The organism is Pseudomonas sp. 2FG, assembly GCF_005502935.1.
In the GTDB taxonomy this organism is placed as follows: Bacteria; Pseudomonadota; Gammaproteobacteria; order Pseudomonadales; family Pseudomonadaceae; genus Aquipseudomonas.
The window spans coordinates 20,507-35,377 of the sequence record NZ_SCMP01000020.1; the positions used below are offsets into that span (position 1 = coordinate 20,507).

The 14,871-nt window shown below is 64.9% G+C and carries 13 protein-coding genes and 3 pseudogenes; 6 read left to right on the forward strand and 10 right to left on the reverse strand.

Annotated elements, in window-relative coordinates:
- Positions 1-21 precede the first annotated feature (21 nt).
- Positions 22-402, reverse strand: coding sequence for a DUF2946 domain-containing protein (locus FFS13_RS17625; protein WP_137820358.1), 381 nt, complete (start codon positions 400-402; stop codon positions 22-24).
- A gap of 78 nt (positions 403-480) precedes the next feature.
- Positions 481-1,398 (reverse strand): LysR family transcriptional regulator, encoded by a 918-nt coding sequence (locus FFS13_RS17630; RefSeq protein WP_137820359.1) that lies wholly within the window; start codon positions 1,396-1,398, stop codon positions 481-483.
- A gap of 140 nt (positions 1,399-1,538) precedes the next feature.
- On the opposite strand from FFS13_RS17630, the pseudogene FFS13_RS17635 reads away from it, so the two are divergent.
- Both FFS13_RS17635 and FFS13_RS19825 read left to right on the forward strand, forming a co-directional pair.
- A pseudogene (locus FFS13_RS17635) lies at positions 1,539-1,651 on the forward strand (zinc-binding alcohol dehydrogenase family protein); the annotation flags it as partial.
- Between the two features lie 161 nt (positions 1,652-1,812).
- The gene (locus FFS13_RS19825) at positions 1,813-1,989 is read left to right on the forward strand and encodes a hypothetical protein (protein ID WP_171006510.1); all 177 of its coding nucleotides are present in this window, start codon (positions 1,813-1,815) and stop codon (positions 1,987-1,989) included.
- Between the two features lie 13 nt (positions 1,990-2,002).
- Here the strand turns inward: FFS13_RS19825 and FFS13_RS17640 are convergent, their stop codons facing one another.
- The 3 genes from FFS13_RS17640 to FFS13_RS17650 form a co-directional block, all read right to left on the reverse strand.
- On the reverse strand, positions 2,003-3,187 hold the full coding sequence (locus FFS13_RS17640) for a multidrug effflux MFS transporter (RefSeq protein WP_137820360.1): 1,185 nt from the start codon (positions 3,185-3,187) through the stop codon (positions 2,003-2,005).
- 135 nt (positions 3,188-3,322) lie between these two features.
- Positions 3,323-6,460, reverse strand: coding sequence for an efflux RND transporter permease subunit (locus FFS13_RS17645; protein ID WP_137820361.1), 3,138 nt, complete (start codon positions 6,458-6,460; stop codon positions 3,323-3,325).
- A 12-nt stretch (positions 6,461-6,472) separates the two neighbouring features.
- Positions 6,473-7,651: an efflux RND transporter periplasmic adaptor subunit gene (locus FFS13_RS17650; protein ID WP_137820362.1), complete on the reverse strand. Its 1,179-nt coding sequence runs from the start codon at positions 7,649-7,651 to the stop codon at positions 6,473-6,475.
- A gap of 159 nt (positions 7,652-7,810) precedes the next feature.
- Between FFS13_RS17650 and FFS13_RS17655 the strand changes: the two genes are divergently transcribed.
- A complete protein-coding gene (locus tag FFS13_RS17655) occupies positions 7,811-8,440 on the forward strand; it encodes a TetR family transcriptional regulator (RefSeq protein ID WP_137820363.1) in 630 nt (209 codons plus the stop codon).
- A 71-nt stretch (positions 8,441-8,511) separates the two neighbouring features.
- Here FFS13_RS17655 and FFS13_RS17660 read toward each other — a convergent pair whose 3' ends face one another.
- Positions 8,512-8,709: a heavy-metal-associated domain-containing protein gene (locus tag FFS13_RS17660; protein ID WP_137820364.1), complete on the reverse strand. Its 198-nt coding sequence runs from the start codon at positions 8,707-8,709 to the stop codon at positions 8,512-8,514.
- Positions 8,710-8,870: 161 nt separating this feature from the next.
- Here FFS13_RS17660 and FFS13_RS17665 point away from each other — a divergent pair.
- Both FFS13_RS17665 and cueR read left to right on the forward strand, forming a co-directional pair.
- Positions 8,871-8,990 (forward strand): annotated as a pseudogene (locus tag FFS13_RS17665) (heavy-metal-associated domain-containing protein); the annotation flags it as partial.
- 84 nt (positions 8,991-9,074) lie between these two features.
- Positions 9,075-9,476: a Cu(I)-responsive transcriptional regulator gene (gene cueR, locus FFS13_RS17670; protein ID WP_137820366.1), complete on the forward strand. Its 402-nt coding sequence runs from the start codon at positions 9,075-9,077 to the stop codon at positions 9,474-9,476.
- Positions 9,477-9,622: 146 nt separating this feature from the next.
- Here the strand turns inward: cueR and FFS13_RS17675 are convergent, their stop codons facing one another.
- The 3 genes and pseudogenes from FFS13_RS17675 to FFS13_RS17685 form a co-directional block, all read right to left on the reverse strand.
- Complete coding sequence (locus FFS13_RS17675; protein WP_137820367.1) at positions 9,623-10,516, reverse strand: PA4780 family RIO1-like protein kinase; 894 nt, start codon at positions 10,514-10,516, stop codon at positions 9,623-9,625.
- 205 nt (positions 10,517-10,721) lie between these two features.
- Positions 10,722-10,826 (reverse strand): annotated as a pseudogene (locus FFS13_RS17680) (drug/metabolite exporter YedA); the annotation flags it as partial.
- 205 nt (positions 10,827-11,031) lie between these two features.
- Positions 11,032-12,309 (reverse strand): acetyl-CoA C-acetyltransferase, encoded by a 1,278-nt coding sequence (locus FFS13_RS17685; protein ID WP_137820368.1) that lies wholly within the window; start codon positions 12,307-12,309, stop codon positions 11,032-11,034.
- Between the two features lie 159 nt (positions 12,310-12,468).
- Between FFS13_RS17685 and FFS13_RS17690 the strand changes: the two genes are divergently transcribed.
- Complete coding sequence (locus tag FFS13_RS17690) at positions 12,469-13,821, forward strand: 3-oxoacyl-ACP reductase (RefSeq protein WP_137820369.1); 1,353 nt, start codon at positions 12,469-12,471, stop codon at positions 13,819-13,821.
- Between the two features lie 50 nt (positions 13,822-13,871).
- On the opposite strand, the gene FFS13_RS17695 is transcribed toward FFS13_RS17690, so the two are convergent.
- The gene (locus FFS13_RS17695) at positions 13,872-14,864 is read right to left on the reverse strand and encodes an AraC family transcriptional regulator (protein WP_137820390.1); all 993 of its coding nucleotides are present in this window, start codon (positions 14,862-14,864) and stop codon (positions 13,872-13,874) included.
- Positions 14,865-14,871 lie beyond the last annotated feature (7 nt).

The following is a 14,871-nucleotide window of genomic DNA, read 5'->3' on the forward strand; positions in this document are numbered from 1 at the left end:
TACAGGGGCCGAACCGGAGAGTTAGAAGGGGGAGGCGCGAGGGTTGGCCGAGGGCCAGGTGTAGCGGGGAGGAGCTTTACTCCGGGGTTCATGCGCGGGGCGCAGATCGCCCGGTGCCCGGCGCAGCCAGCTGAGGCAGAACAGCAGGGCCAGACCGAGGCTGAGGGTGCCGCACAGCGGGCAACTGAAGGTACTCGACCAAGCACTGTCCGAGACGGTACCAGCGCCGGAATCCAGGGTCGGCCCGGCGTTGCCTGCGGCCGAGCAGAATGCGCCACCGACACCATTCAGGCTCAGGCCGAGCATTTGCCCGTGCCCAATACCGCAGGCGAGCACATTGAACAGGACGCTGAAGTACAGCATCCAGGCAATGAGCGAACGGTCGGTACGGGCTAGTTTCATGGCCGCGACTCTAACATTGCGCCCTCGGATAGCAAGCTCCAGCCCTGTGCTCGATTACCGCAGCCAGAAGCCGCTGGACTAGCCAGACCAAGGCTTCTGTGCCAGCAGCTCGGCGCAGCGGCGCTGGACGAAGTCGCGGAGCAAATGCACTGCTTTACTCAGTTGGGCGCGATGAGTGCAGATTAGATTAAGCGCTGCCGGCTCGCCACGCAGCTCGGGCAACAACACCTGCAAACGGCCGGCCTGCACATCGTCCGCGACATCCAGCCAAGACTTGTAGACCAAACCGCGGCCAGCCACGGCCCAGCGACGCACCACGTCGGCATCATCGCTGACGCGGTTGCCACTCACAGTCACGCTGAGCTCACGCTTGCCGTCTTGAAAGCGCCAGCGCTCATGCAGCCGCCCGCCGAGCATGTACAGCAGGCAATTGTGCTGTGCCAGCTGATCCAACCGCCGCAGTTCGCCGTGCCGCTGCAGGTACGCCGGCGCGGCGCAGAGCACTCGCCGGTTGCTCGCCGCCAGTGGCAACGCCACCAGGCTGGAGTCTTCTGGCGCGCCATAGCGAATGGCGATATCCACCGGCTGACGGTACAGATCGGCCACCCGGTCGCCGAGCAGCAGTCGCAGGTTCAGCTGCGGGTGCTCCTGCTGGAACTCATCGAGCCAGGGCAGGAGCACGTTGCGGCCAAAATCTGAGGGTGCCGAGAGCTGCAACACGCCGCTGATGCCGACCTTACTCCCGGCCAGTTGCTGCTGGCCTTCGTCCAGGCTTTGCAACGCCGCCCGCGCATAGCCGAGGAATTGCTCGCCCTCCGGGGTCAGGCGCAAGCTGCGGGTGGAGCGGGCAAACAGCCGTACCTCCAACTGCCGCTCCAAGCGCTTGAGCGCCGCGCTGGCGACCGCCGGCGACACGTCCAAGGTCCGCGCGGCGGCGGACAAACTGCCGAGATCGGCAGTCCGCACCACGATTTGCAGGTCATCCAGGCGCAACATGGTTCAGCCCTCTATTTTCAACGAATAGTTGAAGGAGACTGTATCTCTACGCGGTTTTTCTACTTTGCGAAATAGTCGACCATGGATTCAGCCGACGGAGACGCACCCCATAAAAGCCATCGCCTATTACCAGTCCCTCGCCTTCGACAACCCCCGGCCCACGCGACCTGCTGGTCGAAGCCCGGGCATCTCGGTCAACCCGGTGGATACCAAGATCCGCCAGAACCTGCAGCCGGAAAACGGCCAGGCCAAAGGCAAAATCGTGCTGGAAGACTTCTGATCGGCACCCCGCTACGCCCCGAACCACTGCTGGTCTGAAAGCCTGGCGACCGTCAGTCGGGCGGTTGCTCCAGGTCAAGGAAAGTTCACCCACGAGGACTAGACTGCACTCTCTTCGATCAGCGGGAGGCAGCCATGAACATCCTTATTCGTACGCTCTCCAAGCCCCAAGGCACCTGCTGGCAGGTGCGCCTGGATCAACATGCGGTGAGCTTTCGCAGCGAGGCCGAGGCCCGTGCGTTCGTCACCACCCTCGAAGCGCGACTACGCGCGCCACACGTTTTCCCAGCCGAGCAGCGGGCCGCCGGTTAACTGTACGGAGCGCCTAACTGCGCGCAGCGGTTGGCTTGGCGCGTGCGGTGAGCTGCGCGATCACCACTGCCGCGACACCACACAGGCTGATCACCAGCGCCATCGGCAGGGCGCTGCCATCGTGTAGCGCCCCGACCAAAGCCGCCGCAGCGGCGGCTACGCCGAACTGCAAACAGCCCAGCAATGCCGAAGCACTGCCGGCATTCGCGCCCTGCCCGGCCATGGCGCACGCGGAGGCGTTGGGGATGATGCAACCGAGGCTGGCGATGCAACCAAAGAGCGGCATCAGTAGCGGCCAAAGCGCCGCCGGCCGCAGTGCCGTCAGCCCGAGCAGGATCAGCGCACAGGCCAGGTAGAACCACACCACCCGGACCAGCCAATACGCCGGGCCATGGCGGCGCAACAGTCGCGCGTTGACCTGCGCCAACAAGATAAAACCGGCCGCGTTGCTGCCAAACAGCCAGCCGTAGTGCTCGGCCGGCACGCCATACAGCTCGATGAACACGAACGGGGAACCGGCGATGTAGGCGAACATCCCGGCCATCGCCACCCCGCCGGTCAAGGCATGGCCGATGAACTGGCGGTTGGCGAACAGCCGCCGGTATTGCACGAAGGCGCCGCGCAGCGGCGGGCGCGCAATGCCTGCGGGAATGGTCTCAGGTAACCGGAGCGCGACGGCCGCTGCGCACAACGCGCCGAAGCCGGTCAGGCAATAGAAAATCGACTGCCAGCCAAACACCCCCAACAGCAAACCGCCGGCGAACGGCGCCAAAATCGGTGCCAGACCCATCACCAGCATCAGCTGGGAAAACACCTTGGCCGAATGGATAGGGTCACAGAGGTCGCGCACCACCGCGCGCGACACCACCATCCCGGCACAGCCGCCCAGCGCCTGGACGAAGCGGGCAACGATCAGCCACTCCAGGCTCGGTGCCAGTGCGCAGGCCACCGACGCCAGGGTGAACAGCACGACGCCGACCAGCAGCGGCCCGCGTCGACCATAACGATCCGCCAGCGGCCCATAAGCCAACTGGCCGATCGCCAAGCCGATAAAGTAGACCGCCAGCGACAGCTGCACATGCTCGACATCCGTCGCGAAAGCCCGCGCCAGCGTGGGGAAACTCGGGAGGTAGAAGTCGACCGCCAGCGGTCCGAAAGCGCTTAACGCACCGAGGATCAAGAGCACTCGTAAATTCATCGGATATCCAATAACCGGCGTACACAGCGAACTCAGTTCGCAGCGCCTAAGGCGTTAGCCAAGCAACTTCCCTTGGCCCAGCCAAAAAAGAAAAACACGCCGCCACCCTCGCAGATGGCGGCGTGCGGGTGACTCTTACTCGTCCTGCACCACAGCTGCGGGCTTCTTGTCTTTGCTGAGCTTCGCCGCCGCCGACTCCACCAACAGGTAGAACATCGGAATCATGAAAGTCGCCAGGATAGTCGCGGCCAGCATGCCACCGATCACCCCGGTACCGATCGAGTGGCGACTGGCCGAACCCGCGCCGCTACTGATGGCCAAGGGTACGCAACCGAGGATGAAGGCCAGCGAGGTCATCACGATCGGCCGGAAGCGCAGCTTGGCCGCCTCCAGCGCCGACTCGTAGATGCCCATGCCTTGCTCCCGGCAGAGCACGGCGAACTCGACGATCAGAATGGCGTTCTTCGCCGCCAGGCCGATCAAGGTCACCAAGCCGACCTGGAAGTACACATCGTTCTCGATGCCCCGCAGCCAGACCGCCAGGATCGCACCGAATACCGCAAAGGGCACCGCGGTGACCACCGCCACCGGCAAGGTCCAGCGCTCGTACTGCGCGGCGAGGATCAGGAACACCATGATCAAGCCGAACACGAACGCGATGCTGCCGGAGCCCTGGGACGCCAGCTCCTGGTAGGCCGAGCCAATCCAGCCGATGCTGTAATCCTCGCCCAGAACCTGATCGGCCACCTCCTGCATGGCCGCCAGCGCCTGCCCCGAGCTGTAGCCCTTGGCCGGCCCGCCGAGCACCTTGGCCGCCGGATAGACGTTGAAGCGCGCGTAGCTGTCCGGCCCGAGGATACGCTGCACGCTCACCAGCGACGACAACGGCACCAGCTCATCGCTGGCCGAACGCACGTAGACCTGGCTGAGGTCTTCCGGCTTGCGGCGAAACTCCGACTCGGCCTGCAGGCTGACCTGCCAGGTCCGCCCGTAGAGGGTGAAGTCGTTGACATAGTAGCTGCCGAAGGTCGCCTGCATGGCGGTGAACACATCGTTGACCGCCACGCCCAAGGCATGAGCCTTGGTGCGGTCGAGGTCAATGTAGTACTGCGGCACATTGGCGTTGAAGGTGGTGTTGACCCCGGCCAACTCGGGGCGTTTGGCCGCCTCGGCGAGGAACTTCTGCACCATCACTTGCAGCTGTTCGCTGCTGCCACCGCTGCGATCCTGGATATACGCCTCGAAGCCACCGGTGGTACTCATACCGGTGATAGGCGGCGGGTTGAACGACATCACCACCCCATCTTTCTGCTTCGCACCCATGGCCATGAACTCATGGGTCAGGTTGCGCGCGTCCAGCTCGGGCGTGGTCCGCTCGTCCCAATCCTTCAATGGCACGAACGAGACCCCGGCGTTGCTGCGCGTGCCGAAGGTGAGAATGTCGAAGCCGGCGAAGGTCACCACGTCCTGTACCGCCGGGTGCTTCATCAGTTCCTCGGTGACGGCGCCGGTGACTTTTTCGGTACGGGTCAGCGAGGCCGCTGGCGGCAGGAAGTAGGCGTTGAGCACATAGCCCTGGTCCTCGTCCGGCACCAAGGAGCCCGGCACCCGGCCAAACAGCACGACCATCAGCGCGATCATCCCGCCGAACAACAACAGACCCACCACCGAGCGCTTGAGGAAGAACTGCACCCCGGCGCCATAACCGGCGGTGGCGCGATCGAAGACCCGGTTGAACCAGCGGAACGGCGCCGCCGGCTCATGTTCGCCGGGCTTGAGCAGCAGCGCGCAGAGTGCCGGCGACAAGGTCAGCGCCACCACCCCGGAGACCATCACCGAGACCGCGATGGTGATCGCGAATTGCTGGTACATCTGCCCAGCCAGGCCGCCGAGAAAACCGACCGGGATGAATACCGCACAGAGCACCAGCACGATGGCGATGATCGGCCCGGTCACCTCTTCCATCGCCTTGATCGCCGCTTCACGCGGGCCGAGTTTCTCGGTGCGCATCACCCGCTCGACGTTTTCCAGCACCACGATGGCGTCGTCGACCACTATGCCGATGGCCAGCACCATGCCGAACAGGGTCAACAGGTTGATCGAGAAACCGAGCAGGTACATGCCGGCGAAGGTGCCGATCAGCGACACCGGAATCGCCAGCACCGGGATCAGTGTGGCGCGCCAGTTCTGCAGGAACACGAAGACCACCAGCACCACCAGCAGCAGGGCCTCGAAGAAGGTGTGGATCACTTCCTTGATCGAGACCTTGACGAACTTGGTGGTGTCGTAGGGGATCTTGTAGGTGATGCCCTCCGGGAAGCGCTTGGCCAGACGCTGCATGGTCGCCTCGACCGCATCGGCGGTGTCCAGGGCGTTTGCCCCCGGCTGCAGATAGATGCCGAATGCGGCGTTCTGCTGGCCGTTCAGCGAGGTCATCAGCGAGTAATCCTGGGCGCCCAACTCGACCCTGGCGACGTCCTTGAGCAACAGGCTGGCGCCGGTCGCGTCGGTGCGCAGGATGATGTTCTCGAACTCCTGCGGGGCGGTGAAGCGGCCCTGGGTGGTCACCGTGTAGGTGAAGTCCTGCTCCTGCTTGAGCGGCTGCTTGCCGAAGCTGCCGGCGGCGAACTGCGAGTTCTGCTCCTGGATCGCGTTGACCACATCGCTCGGGGTCAGGTCGTACTGCGCCAGCTTGTCCGGCCGCAGCCAGATGCGCATGGAGTAGTCCTTGGAGCCGAACTGACTGGCGTCACCGACCCCCGGCAGACGCTTGATCTCGTCGATCACGTTGATCAGCGCGTAGTTGCTGATGAAGATCGGATCGCGCGAGTTGTCCGGCGAGTACAGGGTGATCACCTGGAGGATGTCGGAGGATTTCTTCTCCACCTTCACCCCTTGCCGACGCACCTCCTCGGGCAATTTAGCCAGCGCCGCCTGCACCTTGTTGTTGACGTTGATGGTGGCCTGGTCCGGGTCGGTGCCGACCTGGAAGTACACCGTCAGGCTCATGGCCCCACTGCTGTCGGAGTTGGACAGCTGGTAGATCATGTTCTCGACGCCGTTGATTTCCTGCTCCAGCGGCGCAGCCACGGTTTCGGCGATGACCTGGGAACTGGCGCCCGGATAAGAGGCGCTAACCGAGACCTGCGGCGGCAGGATCGCCGGGTACTGGGCGATCGGCAGAGCCCGCATGGCGGCGAGGCCGGCCAGCACTATGACGATGGAAATGACCGTGGCGAAGATCGGCCGGTCGATAAAGAAGCGCGAAATCACGTCAGGCGCTCCTTAAGACTGTTTGGCGGGTTGGGTTTCTGGCTGTTTGGCGCTGGCCTCGACCGCCTTGACCGGCTGATCGGGGCGCACCTTGGGCAGGCCCTCGACTATCACTCGATCGCCGGCGGCGACGCCGGACTCGATCACCCAGCGACCTCCTGAGGTCTGCCCGGTGGCGACCTGACGGATCCGCGCCAGCCCTTGTTCGTCGACCACATACACGAAGGTGCCACGGGGCCCCTGGGCCAGCGCGCGCTCGGGTACGGTCACCGCATTCGGCCGGCTGATGCCCTTGATCAGCACCCGCACGAACTGCCCGGGCAGCAGCTTCTGCTCGGGATTGGGCACCACGGCGCGGGCGCTGACCGTGCCGGTGCCGGTGTTGACGAAGCTGTCGGTGAAGTCCACCCGCCCTTCCAGTGGGTAGGCGCTGCCGTCGCCGAACTTGAGCACGGCAAACAACTTGCCGTCTGCCGGCAGCACCAGCTTGCCGCTCTGCACCCCTTCACGCAGGCGTTCGGCCTCGGTGTCCGGGTAGGCGAAGTTGACGTAGAGCGGATCGAGCTGGGTCAGTTGCGTCAGCAGGCTGGCGTTGGGGTCGGAGGCCACCACCAGGCTGCCCTCGGAGACGGTCTCCTTGCTGGTGATGCCGGAGATCGGCGCCTCTACCGTGGTGTAGTCGAGGTCGATCTGCTTGGCCTGCACCTCGGCCTTGGCCACCTCGACATTGGCCTTGCTCTGCTCGAAGTTGGAGATCGCGTTATCCAGCTCGCTCTCGCTGGCGTAGCCCTTCTTTTGCAGCTCGCGGATCCGCTTGAGATCGCGATCGGTCTGCCGATAGCGCGCCTCGGCCTGGGCCAGCGCGCCCTTGGCCTGCCCGAGAGCGGCCTGGTAGGACCTGGGGTCGATGCGAAACAGAATTTGCCCCTGCTTGACCCGACTGCCCTCATCGTAGGTGCGCTGCTGCAGAATGCCGCTGACCTGCGCCCGCACCTCCACCTCGCGGTAACCTGCGGTACGTCCGGAGTACTCCAGCACTAGCGGGAAGGGCGCGGTGCTGACCGTTTCCACCGTGACCTCGGGGGCCGGCGGGGCTGCGGCAGGGGCTTCGGCCGCCACTGCGTACTGTCCCAACGCGGTACTGAGCGCAAAAACCTTAAGGACCGAAGGACGGCGACGAGCAAACAACATAGAGGTCTCCATGACAGCCCAAGGCGGGCGAAAGCAGCAAGGCAACGATGCTAGTTACATACATTCATGCTTGTAAACAGAATAGCGGCATTAAACTCATTACACTCAGTTTCCAAACGAGCAGTGTCCAAATAAGAGCCTAGTCAGAAATACTCCGCCATGCGCCGTACTAAAGAAGAAGCCGAGAAGACCCGCAGCGCCATCCTCCTGGCGGCGGAACTGCTATTTCTGGAAAAAGGGGTGGCCCACACCACGCTCGAGCAGATCGCCCGCGCCGCCGAGGTGACCCGCGGTGCGGTGTATTGGCACTTCCAGAACAAGGCCCATTTGTTTCACGAAATGCTCAATCAAGTGCGTCTGCCACCGGAGCAACTGGCCAAAGTCCTGTCCAGCTGCAACGAGCAGGAACCCCTGCAGACGCTGCGCAATCTCTGCGTGGAAGCCCTGGAGAACCTGGCACGGGACGAGCAGCGGCGGCGCATCTACACCATCCTGCTGCACCGCTGCGAGTTCACCGACGAGTTGCGTGAGGCCGAAGACCGCCACAAGGCCTTTATCAACCAATTCATCGCCCTCTGCGAGGAGCTGCTGAGTCGCGCCGCTGCGCGCGGCCGCCTACAACCGGGCATGACCCCACGCCTCGCCGCCCGCGCCCTGCACGCGATGATCGTCGGTCTGTTCAGTGACTGGCTGCGCGACCCGACGCTGTTCGATCCCCTGCAGGACACCGCCGCGCTGATCGACGCGTTGTTCCGCGGCTTGGCCCGCGACTGGCCCGCTAACGGGTAGGGTGGATTAGCCGCGCAACGGCGTAATCCACCAAACTCGGCTGCCGACGCTTATCGACCAGGCAATAACCATCAATCTGCAGTGACGGTGTAGCCTTCGGCCTGAATCGCTTGCAGCACCTCAGTCACCGGCAATTGACTGGCCACCCGCACCTCGCCCACGGCGAGATCCACCTGCACCTCGGCCAGCGGATCGCGCGCCTGCAGCGCCTGGGTGATGGCCCGCACGCAATGCCCACAAGACATGCCCTGCACCTTGAACCTTTGCATCCTTAGCCTCCTGAGCGAACTGCTCGCTAACACTTGCAAGCATCGACCTTGCCACCTGGGCAAGGTCAAGGGCCTGCCACCCAGCATCAGCCGGCACAAAGACTTGACCTTACCCAGGAGTCAAGGTTCATCCTGTGGATGAACTCAGAGGAAATCGGCCCATGTCCAGCTTGACCGCCTACGACCTGCCCATCGAGGGTATGACCTGCGCCAGCTGTGCCGGCCGCGTCGAACGGGCCCTGGAAAGAGTCCCCCGGCGGGCGCGCCCTAGCATCCACCTTCACCGGCGCCCCCTCGGTGGGCAGTAAAAACGTTGCCCACCCTATGCCCCCCAAAAAACACCGCAACTGGAGGACGACCCCGCGATGAACATCGGCCAAGCAGCCAAAATCAGCGGTCTAAGCGCCAAGATGATCCGTTATTACGAAGCCATTGGCCTGCTCAAGCCGGCCAGCCGCAGCGACAGTGGTTACCGTCGCTACAACCCGCAGGACTTGCACAGCCTGGCGTTTATCAAGCGCTCACGGGATCTGGGGTTCTCGCTGGAGCAAGTCGGCAAACTGCTCACCCTCTGGCAAGACCGCCAACGCGCCAGCGCCGATGTAAAAGCGCTGGCGCACCGCCATATCGACGAACTCAACCGCAAGATCGCCGAACTCAGCGGCCTGCGCGACACCCTGCAGGAGCTGGTCGAACACTGCCAAGGCGATCAGCGCCCGGATTGCCCGATCCTCAAAGACCTGGCCTCAAATGGCGCTGGCCATTGAGCCGGCGGGTGAGTCCATGCTCCCGGACGCGGCGCCCGGTGGATAAAGCAAAGCTTATCCAGCCGACAAACGAAACAGGCGCCGCAGCAGGTCTTTGGGCAGCACGGTGATCGCCAGCCCTGCGGGTTAGAGCTTTCGTGAAAGGCTTATTGCAGCCACGGCGGCGGTGGCGGCTCTGCGGCTTGCGCTGGGCCATCCAGCTCGGCGCGGGCGGCCTGGCGGCGGATTTCGTCCAGACACGCCGCTTCGATTTCGCGGATCACGCCATCGACGTCGGCCAACTCCTCCGGCTCGTCGAATTCGCCGGTCAACGGGCTGAGGGGATGCAGCGTGCCGGCCTCGTACAACGCCCACATTTCCTTGGCGTACTTGGTGGCTCTCAGCTCCGGGGCGAAACGGCCGAAGTAGGCGGCCATGTTGCCGACATCCCGCTCGAGCATGCTGAAGGCGTGGTTATTGCCCGCCGCGTCCACCGCCTGCGGCAGGTCGATGATCACCGGGCCGTCGGCGTCGAGCAGCACGTTGAATTCGGACAAGTCGCCATGCACCAGCCCGGCGCAGAGCATCCGCACGATCTGACGGATCAGGAAGCCGTGGTACTCGCGCGCCTGGTCCGACTCCATCACCACGTCATTCAGACGCGGCGCCGCATCACCGTAAGCGTCGGCCACCAGCTCCATCAGCAGCACGCCTTCGAGGAAGTCATACGGCTTGGGCACCCGCACGCCGGCGTTGGCCAGGCGGAACAAGGCGGCCACTTCGGCGTTCTGCCAGTTGTCTTCTTGTTCCTTGCGCCCGTATTTGGAGCCCTTGGCCATGGCCCGCGCATCGCGGCTGTTACGCACCTTGCGGCCTTCCTGATACTCGGCGGCCTGGCGGAAGCTGCGTTTGTTCGCCTCTTTGTAGACCTTGGCACAGCGCAGCTCTTTACCGCAGCGCACCACGTAGACCGCGGCTTCCTTACCGCTCATCAGCGGGCGCAGCACCTCATCGACCAAGCCATCTTCAATCAGGGGTTCAATGCGTTTTGGAGTCTTCATCGGCTTTTATCGCGGGTCCTTTGTTGCCAGGTTCGGGTGTTGCCAAGCTCAACGGCTGTCAAGTGCGCCATCCTCTCACAGCGCGCCGCAGATGCCGACCACTGAACGCATCGTCGCGCGCTTATGTGTTGAACTCAGGCGGCGAGTAAGTTTTACCGCAACGCCTCAGTGGTGTAGCGCACTTTGCGTCGGCACGTGGCGCGGGCTAATCGGCCGCCGCCAGCTCGTCTTGGCGCTGGCGCCACTGCGGCAGGCCGATCAGCACCACCGCACCGATGATCACCAGCATCGCCAGCCATTGCGGGCCGCCCTTGTTGCCGCAGCGCTGAAGCCCGCCGCCAGGGTCAGGCGGATGAAGAACCGGTGGCCGAGCGCGTGTCATTGCGTGCGGGCGCAGCCCGAGCAAAGCAAAAAAAGGCGGCACCGCCGAAACGGGCCGCCGCTCTCAAAAGGAAGAGAATCACGGAGTTGCTTACATCCTGTGGCCGCGCTGAACTGCGGCAACAACGGTTAGATTACTTTTCGATGATCGCGGTCACACCTTGACCGCCGGCGGCGCAAATTGAGATCAGGCCACGGCCCTGCTCGGCCACCGACAGCAGCTTGGCCAGGTTGGCGACGATGCGCCCGCCGGTGGCGGCGAATGGGTGGCCGGCGGCCAAGGAGCTGCCTTTGACGTTCATCCTGCTGCGGTCGATCGCCCCCAATGGCTGCTCGAGGCCGAGTCGGGTTTTGCAGTACTCGGGGTCTTCCCAGGCCTTCAGGGTACAGAGCACCTGGGCGGCGAAGGCCTCATGGATTTCGTAGTAGTCGAAGTCCTGCAGGCTTAGCTTGTTGCGCGCCAGCAGGCGTGGCACGGCGTACACCGGTGCCATCAGCAGGCCCTCCTGGCCGTTGACGAAGTCCACCGCCGCCGCTTCGCCATCCTTGAAGTAGGCCAGAATCGGCAAGCCGCGGGCCTTGGCCCAGTCTTCACTGGCCAGCAGCAGCACCGCGGCGCCATCGGTCAGCGGTGTCGAGTTGGCGGCGGTCAGGGTGCCACGCGGGCCTTGGTCGAAGGCCGGTTTAAGGGTCGCCAACTTCTCCAGGCTGATCTCCGGGCGCAGGTTCTGGTCGCGGGTCAGACCGAGGAACGGTGTCAGCAGATCATCCTGCCAGCCCTCGGCATAAGCGGCCGCGAGCTTCTGGTGGCTGGCGACGGCGAGTTGGTCCTGTTCATCGCGGGGGATGGCCCAGATCTGCGCCATCTGCTCGCAATGCTCGCCCATCGACAAGCCGGTACGCGGCTCGCCATTGCGCGGGAGATGCGGGGCCAGATGGCGCGGGCGAATCTTCAGCAGGGTTTTCAGCTTGTCGGCCGTGGACTTACCGCGGTTGGCCTCCAGCAGAATCTGCCGCAGCCCTTCGTTGACCCCGATCGGCGCATCGGAGGTGGTGTCGACGCCGCCGGCGATGCCGCTGTCGATCTGCCCGAGGGCGATCTTGTTGGCCACCAGAATCGCCGCTTCCAGGCCGGTGCCGCAGGCTTGCTGGAGGTCGTAGGCCGGGGTTTGCGGCGCCAGTCGCGAGCCCAGCACGCATTCACGGGTCAGGTTGAAGTCGCGCGAATGCTTGAGCACCGCGCCGGCCACCACCTCACCCAAGCGCTGACCATGCAGGTTGTAGCGCTCGATCAGGCCTTCGAGCGCGGCCGTCAGCATCTGCTGATTACTCGCGGTGGCGTACAGGGTATTGGAGCGGGCGAAGGGAATACGGTTGCCGCCGACAATGGCGACCCGGCGCGGCTGGGTCATGGGTGACTCCTTGCGGGATAAGTGGGCACCAGACTAGCCGGCCGCGCCGGCCTCGCATTGGCCGCCTTGCCGGCGCGGCGGGCGGCACGGTCAATTGCGCAAGCGGGCGGGCTGCGTAGAGTGGGCCCACCTTTGATGCGCCAGCAGGAGCCGACTGCCATGTCCGACCCTTATCTGAACTTCGCCAACTCCGCTCTGGGCCGTCGCCTGGTCGGGGCCCTCGGCCTGCCCGCGCCGCTGCGGTTGGAGCGCTGGATGGCCGGACGGGCTCGGCCGGTCGATGGCGCCCTGCTGATCGGCGGCGGCGTGTTGGCCGAAGCCGCCAGCGGCTGCCTGCAGCGCCTGACCGATGCCGCCTTCGCCCAGCAGGATGGCCAGTTCGGCCTGCGCCGCTGGACCGCCGAGCACGGCCCCAAACTCAAGGCCCTGATCTTCGACGCCAGCGGCATCGGCAACGCCGAGCAGTTGCGCGAACTGCGCGAGTTCTTCCAGCCGGCCCTCAAAGGCCTGGGCCAGTGCCCAAGAGTGGTGGTGCTCGGGCGGCCGCCGGAGTCGCTGCAAGACCCGTTCGCCGCCAGCGCGCAACGGGCACTGGAAGGTTTCACCCGCTCGCTGGGCAAGGAAATCCGCCGCGGCGGCAGCGTGCAACTGCTGTATGTCGGCCAGGGCGCCGAAGATCAGTTGGAAGGGGCCCTGCGCTTCTTCCTCTCGCCAAAAAGCGCCTACGTCTCCGGCCAGGTCATCCGCCTGACCGCCTGTGCGGCACGGGTGCAAGACTGGACGCGGCCGCTGGCCGGGTTGACGGCCCTGGTGACTGGCGCCAGCCGTGGCATAGGCGCCGCCATCGCGCAAACCCTGGCGCGCGATGGCGCGCAGGTGCTGCTGCTGGATGTGCCGCCAGTCAAAAACGCGCTCGACGCCCTCGCCGCTCGCCTCGGCGGGCGCGGCATAGCCCTGGATATCTGCGCGGCGGATGCCGCGGCGCAACTGCTCGAAGCGCTGCCGGAGGGCGTGGATATCCTGGTCCACAACGCCGGCATCACCCGCGACAAGACCCTGGCGAAGATGAGCGAGGCCTTCTGGGACTCGGTGATCGACGTCAACCTGCGTGCGCCACAGCTGCTGACCCAGGCCCTGCTGGAGGCGGGCAAGCTGCACGCTGACGCTCGCGTGGTATTGCTCGCCTCGATCAGCGGCATAGCCGGCAACCTGGGCCAGAGCAACTACGCGGCCAGCAAGGCCGGGGTGATCGGCCTGGCCCAGGCCTGGGCACCGGCACTCGGCAAACGCGGCATCAGCATCAACGCGGTGGCGCCGGGCTTTATCGAAACGCAGATGACCGCCGCCATCCCCCTGACCATCCGTGAAGCCGGTCGGCGCATGAACTCCATGGGCCAGGGCGGCCTGCCACAGGATGTCGCCGAAGCCGTGGCCTGGTTCGCTCAACCGAGCTCCGGGGCGGTCAGCGGGCAGGTACTGCGGGTGTGTGGGCAGAGTTTGCTGGGGGCGTAAGTTGGTGCTGGAGCGGTCGGTGGGTTACGCCGCTTCGCGGCTAACCCACCCTACGATTTACCGCGCTTTCTGAATTCCACCGGCGTCTCGCCGACCCAGCGTTTGAACGCCCGGTAGAAGGTGCTCGGCTCGGAGAAGCCGGTGCGCTCGACTATCACCTCGATGCGCTCATCGGTCTTCAGCAGCAACTCCTTGGCCAGCCGGCAGCGGTAGTCGGTGACCAGATCGTTGAAGCGCACCCCGGCCATGGTCAGCCGCTCACGCAGCCGCCGCGGCGGCATGTGCAGGCGACCGGCGACCTGTTCCAAGGTGGCGCCGCTCTCGACCAGCAGCTCACCGATCAGCTCGCGCACCTTGCGCACCAGATCCAGACGCTCCACCTCGGCCAACTGCCGGCGCGCCAGGGACTCGTGCATCCGCAGCAATTCGGGGGCGGCGTGGCGGGAGACTTGGTCCAGCACGGCGGCATCGAACAGCAGGGCATAGCGCTCGGCCCCCAGCTGCGCGGGGCAGCCGTAGACCTCGAGGTAACGTTCCGCCGGCGCGCCCTCGTGGTGCATCAAGTGCACGGCATGGGGCCTGAAATTGCCCTCGGTCAGCGCGCCGAATAGGCGAATCACCGCACCGGCGAACATTTCCGGAAAATGCCGCGGCACCCCGGCCATCATGCCGAGCACCAGGGTGGCGCGCTCACCCTCGACTTCCAGCTTGGCGTTCAGGGTGTCGGAGAGCAGACGCACATAACGCAGGGCATGGCGTAAACCCTCGCCGAAGGTCTCGCTGGAGAGGAATAGATACTCCAGCAGCAGGCCATGGAAGGCCGGCAGATGCCGCGCCAAATACAGGCCGATGTGCTCCTGGCCGCACTCGGCGGCGGCGGCCTTCCAGAACAGCGCCTGGGCAGAATGGCGGAAGCGCCCGGGGGGTAAGCCAGCGGGGGGTAAGCCGACACGCGCCAGCACCCGATCGGGGTCGGTTCCACTGGCCCGCAGGGCGTCGATCGCCGGGCGCAGCAGCGCCACATCGTCGGTCAGATCACGCAGCATTTTT

Coding starts and splice junctions, on each gene's coding strand:
- FFS13_RS17625 (WP_137820358.1), bottom strand. CDS start 402: ATGAAACTAGCCCGTACCGACCGTTCGCTCATTGCCTGGATGCTGTAC.
- FFS13_RS17630 (WP_137820359.1), bottom strand. CDS start 1,398: ATGTTGCGCCTGGATGACCTGCAAATCGTGGTGCGGACTGCCGATCTC.
- FFS13_RS19825 (WP_171006510.1), top strand. CDS start 1,813: ATGAACATCCTTATTCGTACGCTCTCCAAGCCCCAAGGCACCTGCTGG.
- FFS13_RS17640 (WP_137820360.1), bottom strand. CDS start 3,187: ATGAATTTACGAGTGCTCTTGATCCTCGGTGCGTTAAGCGCTTTCGGA.
- FFS13_RS17650 (WP_137820362.1), bottom strand. CDS start 7,651: ATGTTGTTTGCTCGTCGCCGTCCTTCGGTCCTTAAGGTTTTTGCGCTC.
- FFS13_RS17655 (WP_137820363.1), top strand. CDS start 7,811: ATGCGCCGTACTAAAGAAGAAGCCGAGAAGACCCGCAGCGCCATCCTC.
- FFS13_RS17660 (WP_137820364.1), bottom strand. CDS start 8,709: ATGCAAAGGTTCAAGGTGCAGGGCATGTCTTGTGGGCATTGCGTGCGG.
- cueR (WP_137820366.1), top strand. CDS start 9,075: ATGAACATCGGCCAAGCAGCCAAAATCAGCGGTCTAAGCGCCAAGATG.
- FFS13_RS17675 (WP_137820367.1), bottom strand. CDS start 10,516: ATGAAGACTCCAAAACGCATTGAACCCCTGATTGAAGATGGCTTGGTC.
- FFS13_RS17685 (WP_137820368.1), bottom strand. CDS start 12,309: ATGACCCAGCCGCGCCGGGTCGCCATTGTCGGCGGCAACCGTATTCCC.
- FFS13_RS17690 (WP_137820369.1), top strand. CDS start 12,469: ATGTCCGACCCTTATCTGAACTTCGCCAACTCCGCTCTGGGCCGTCGC.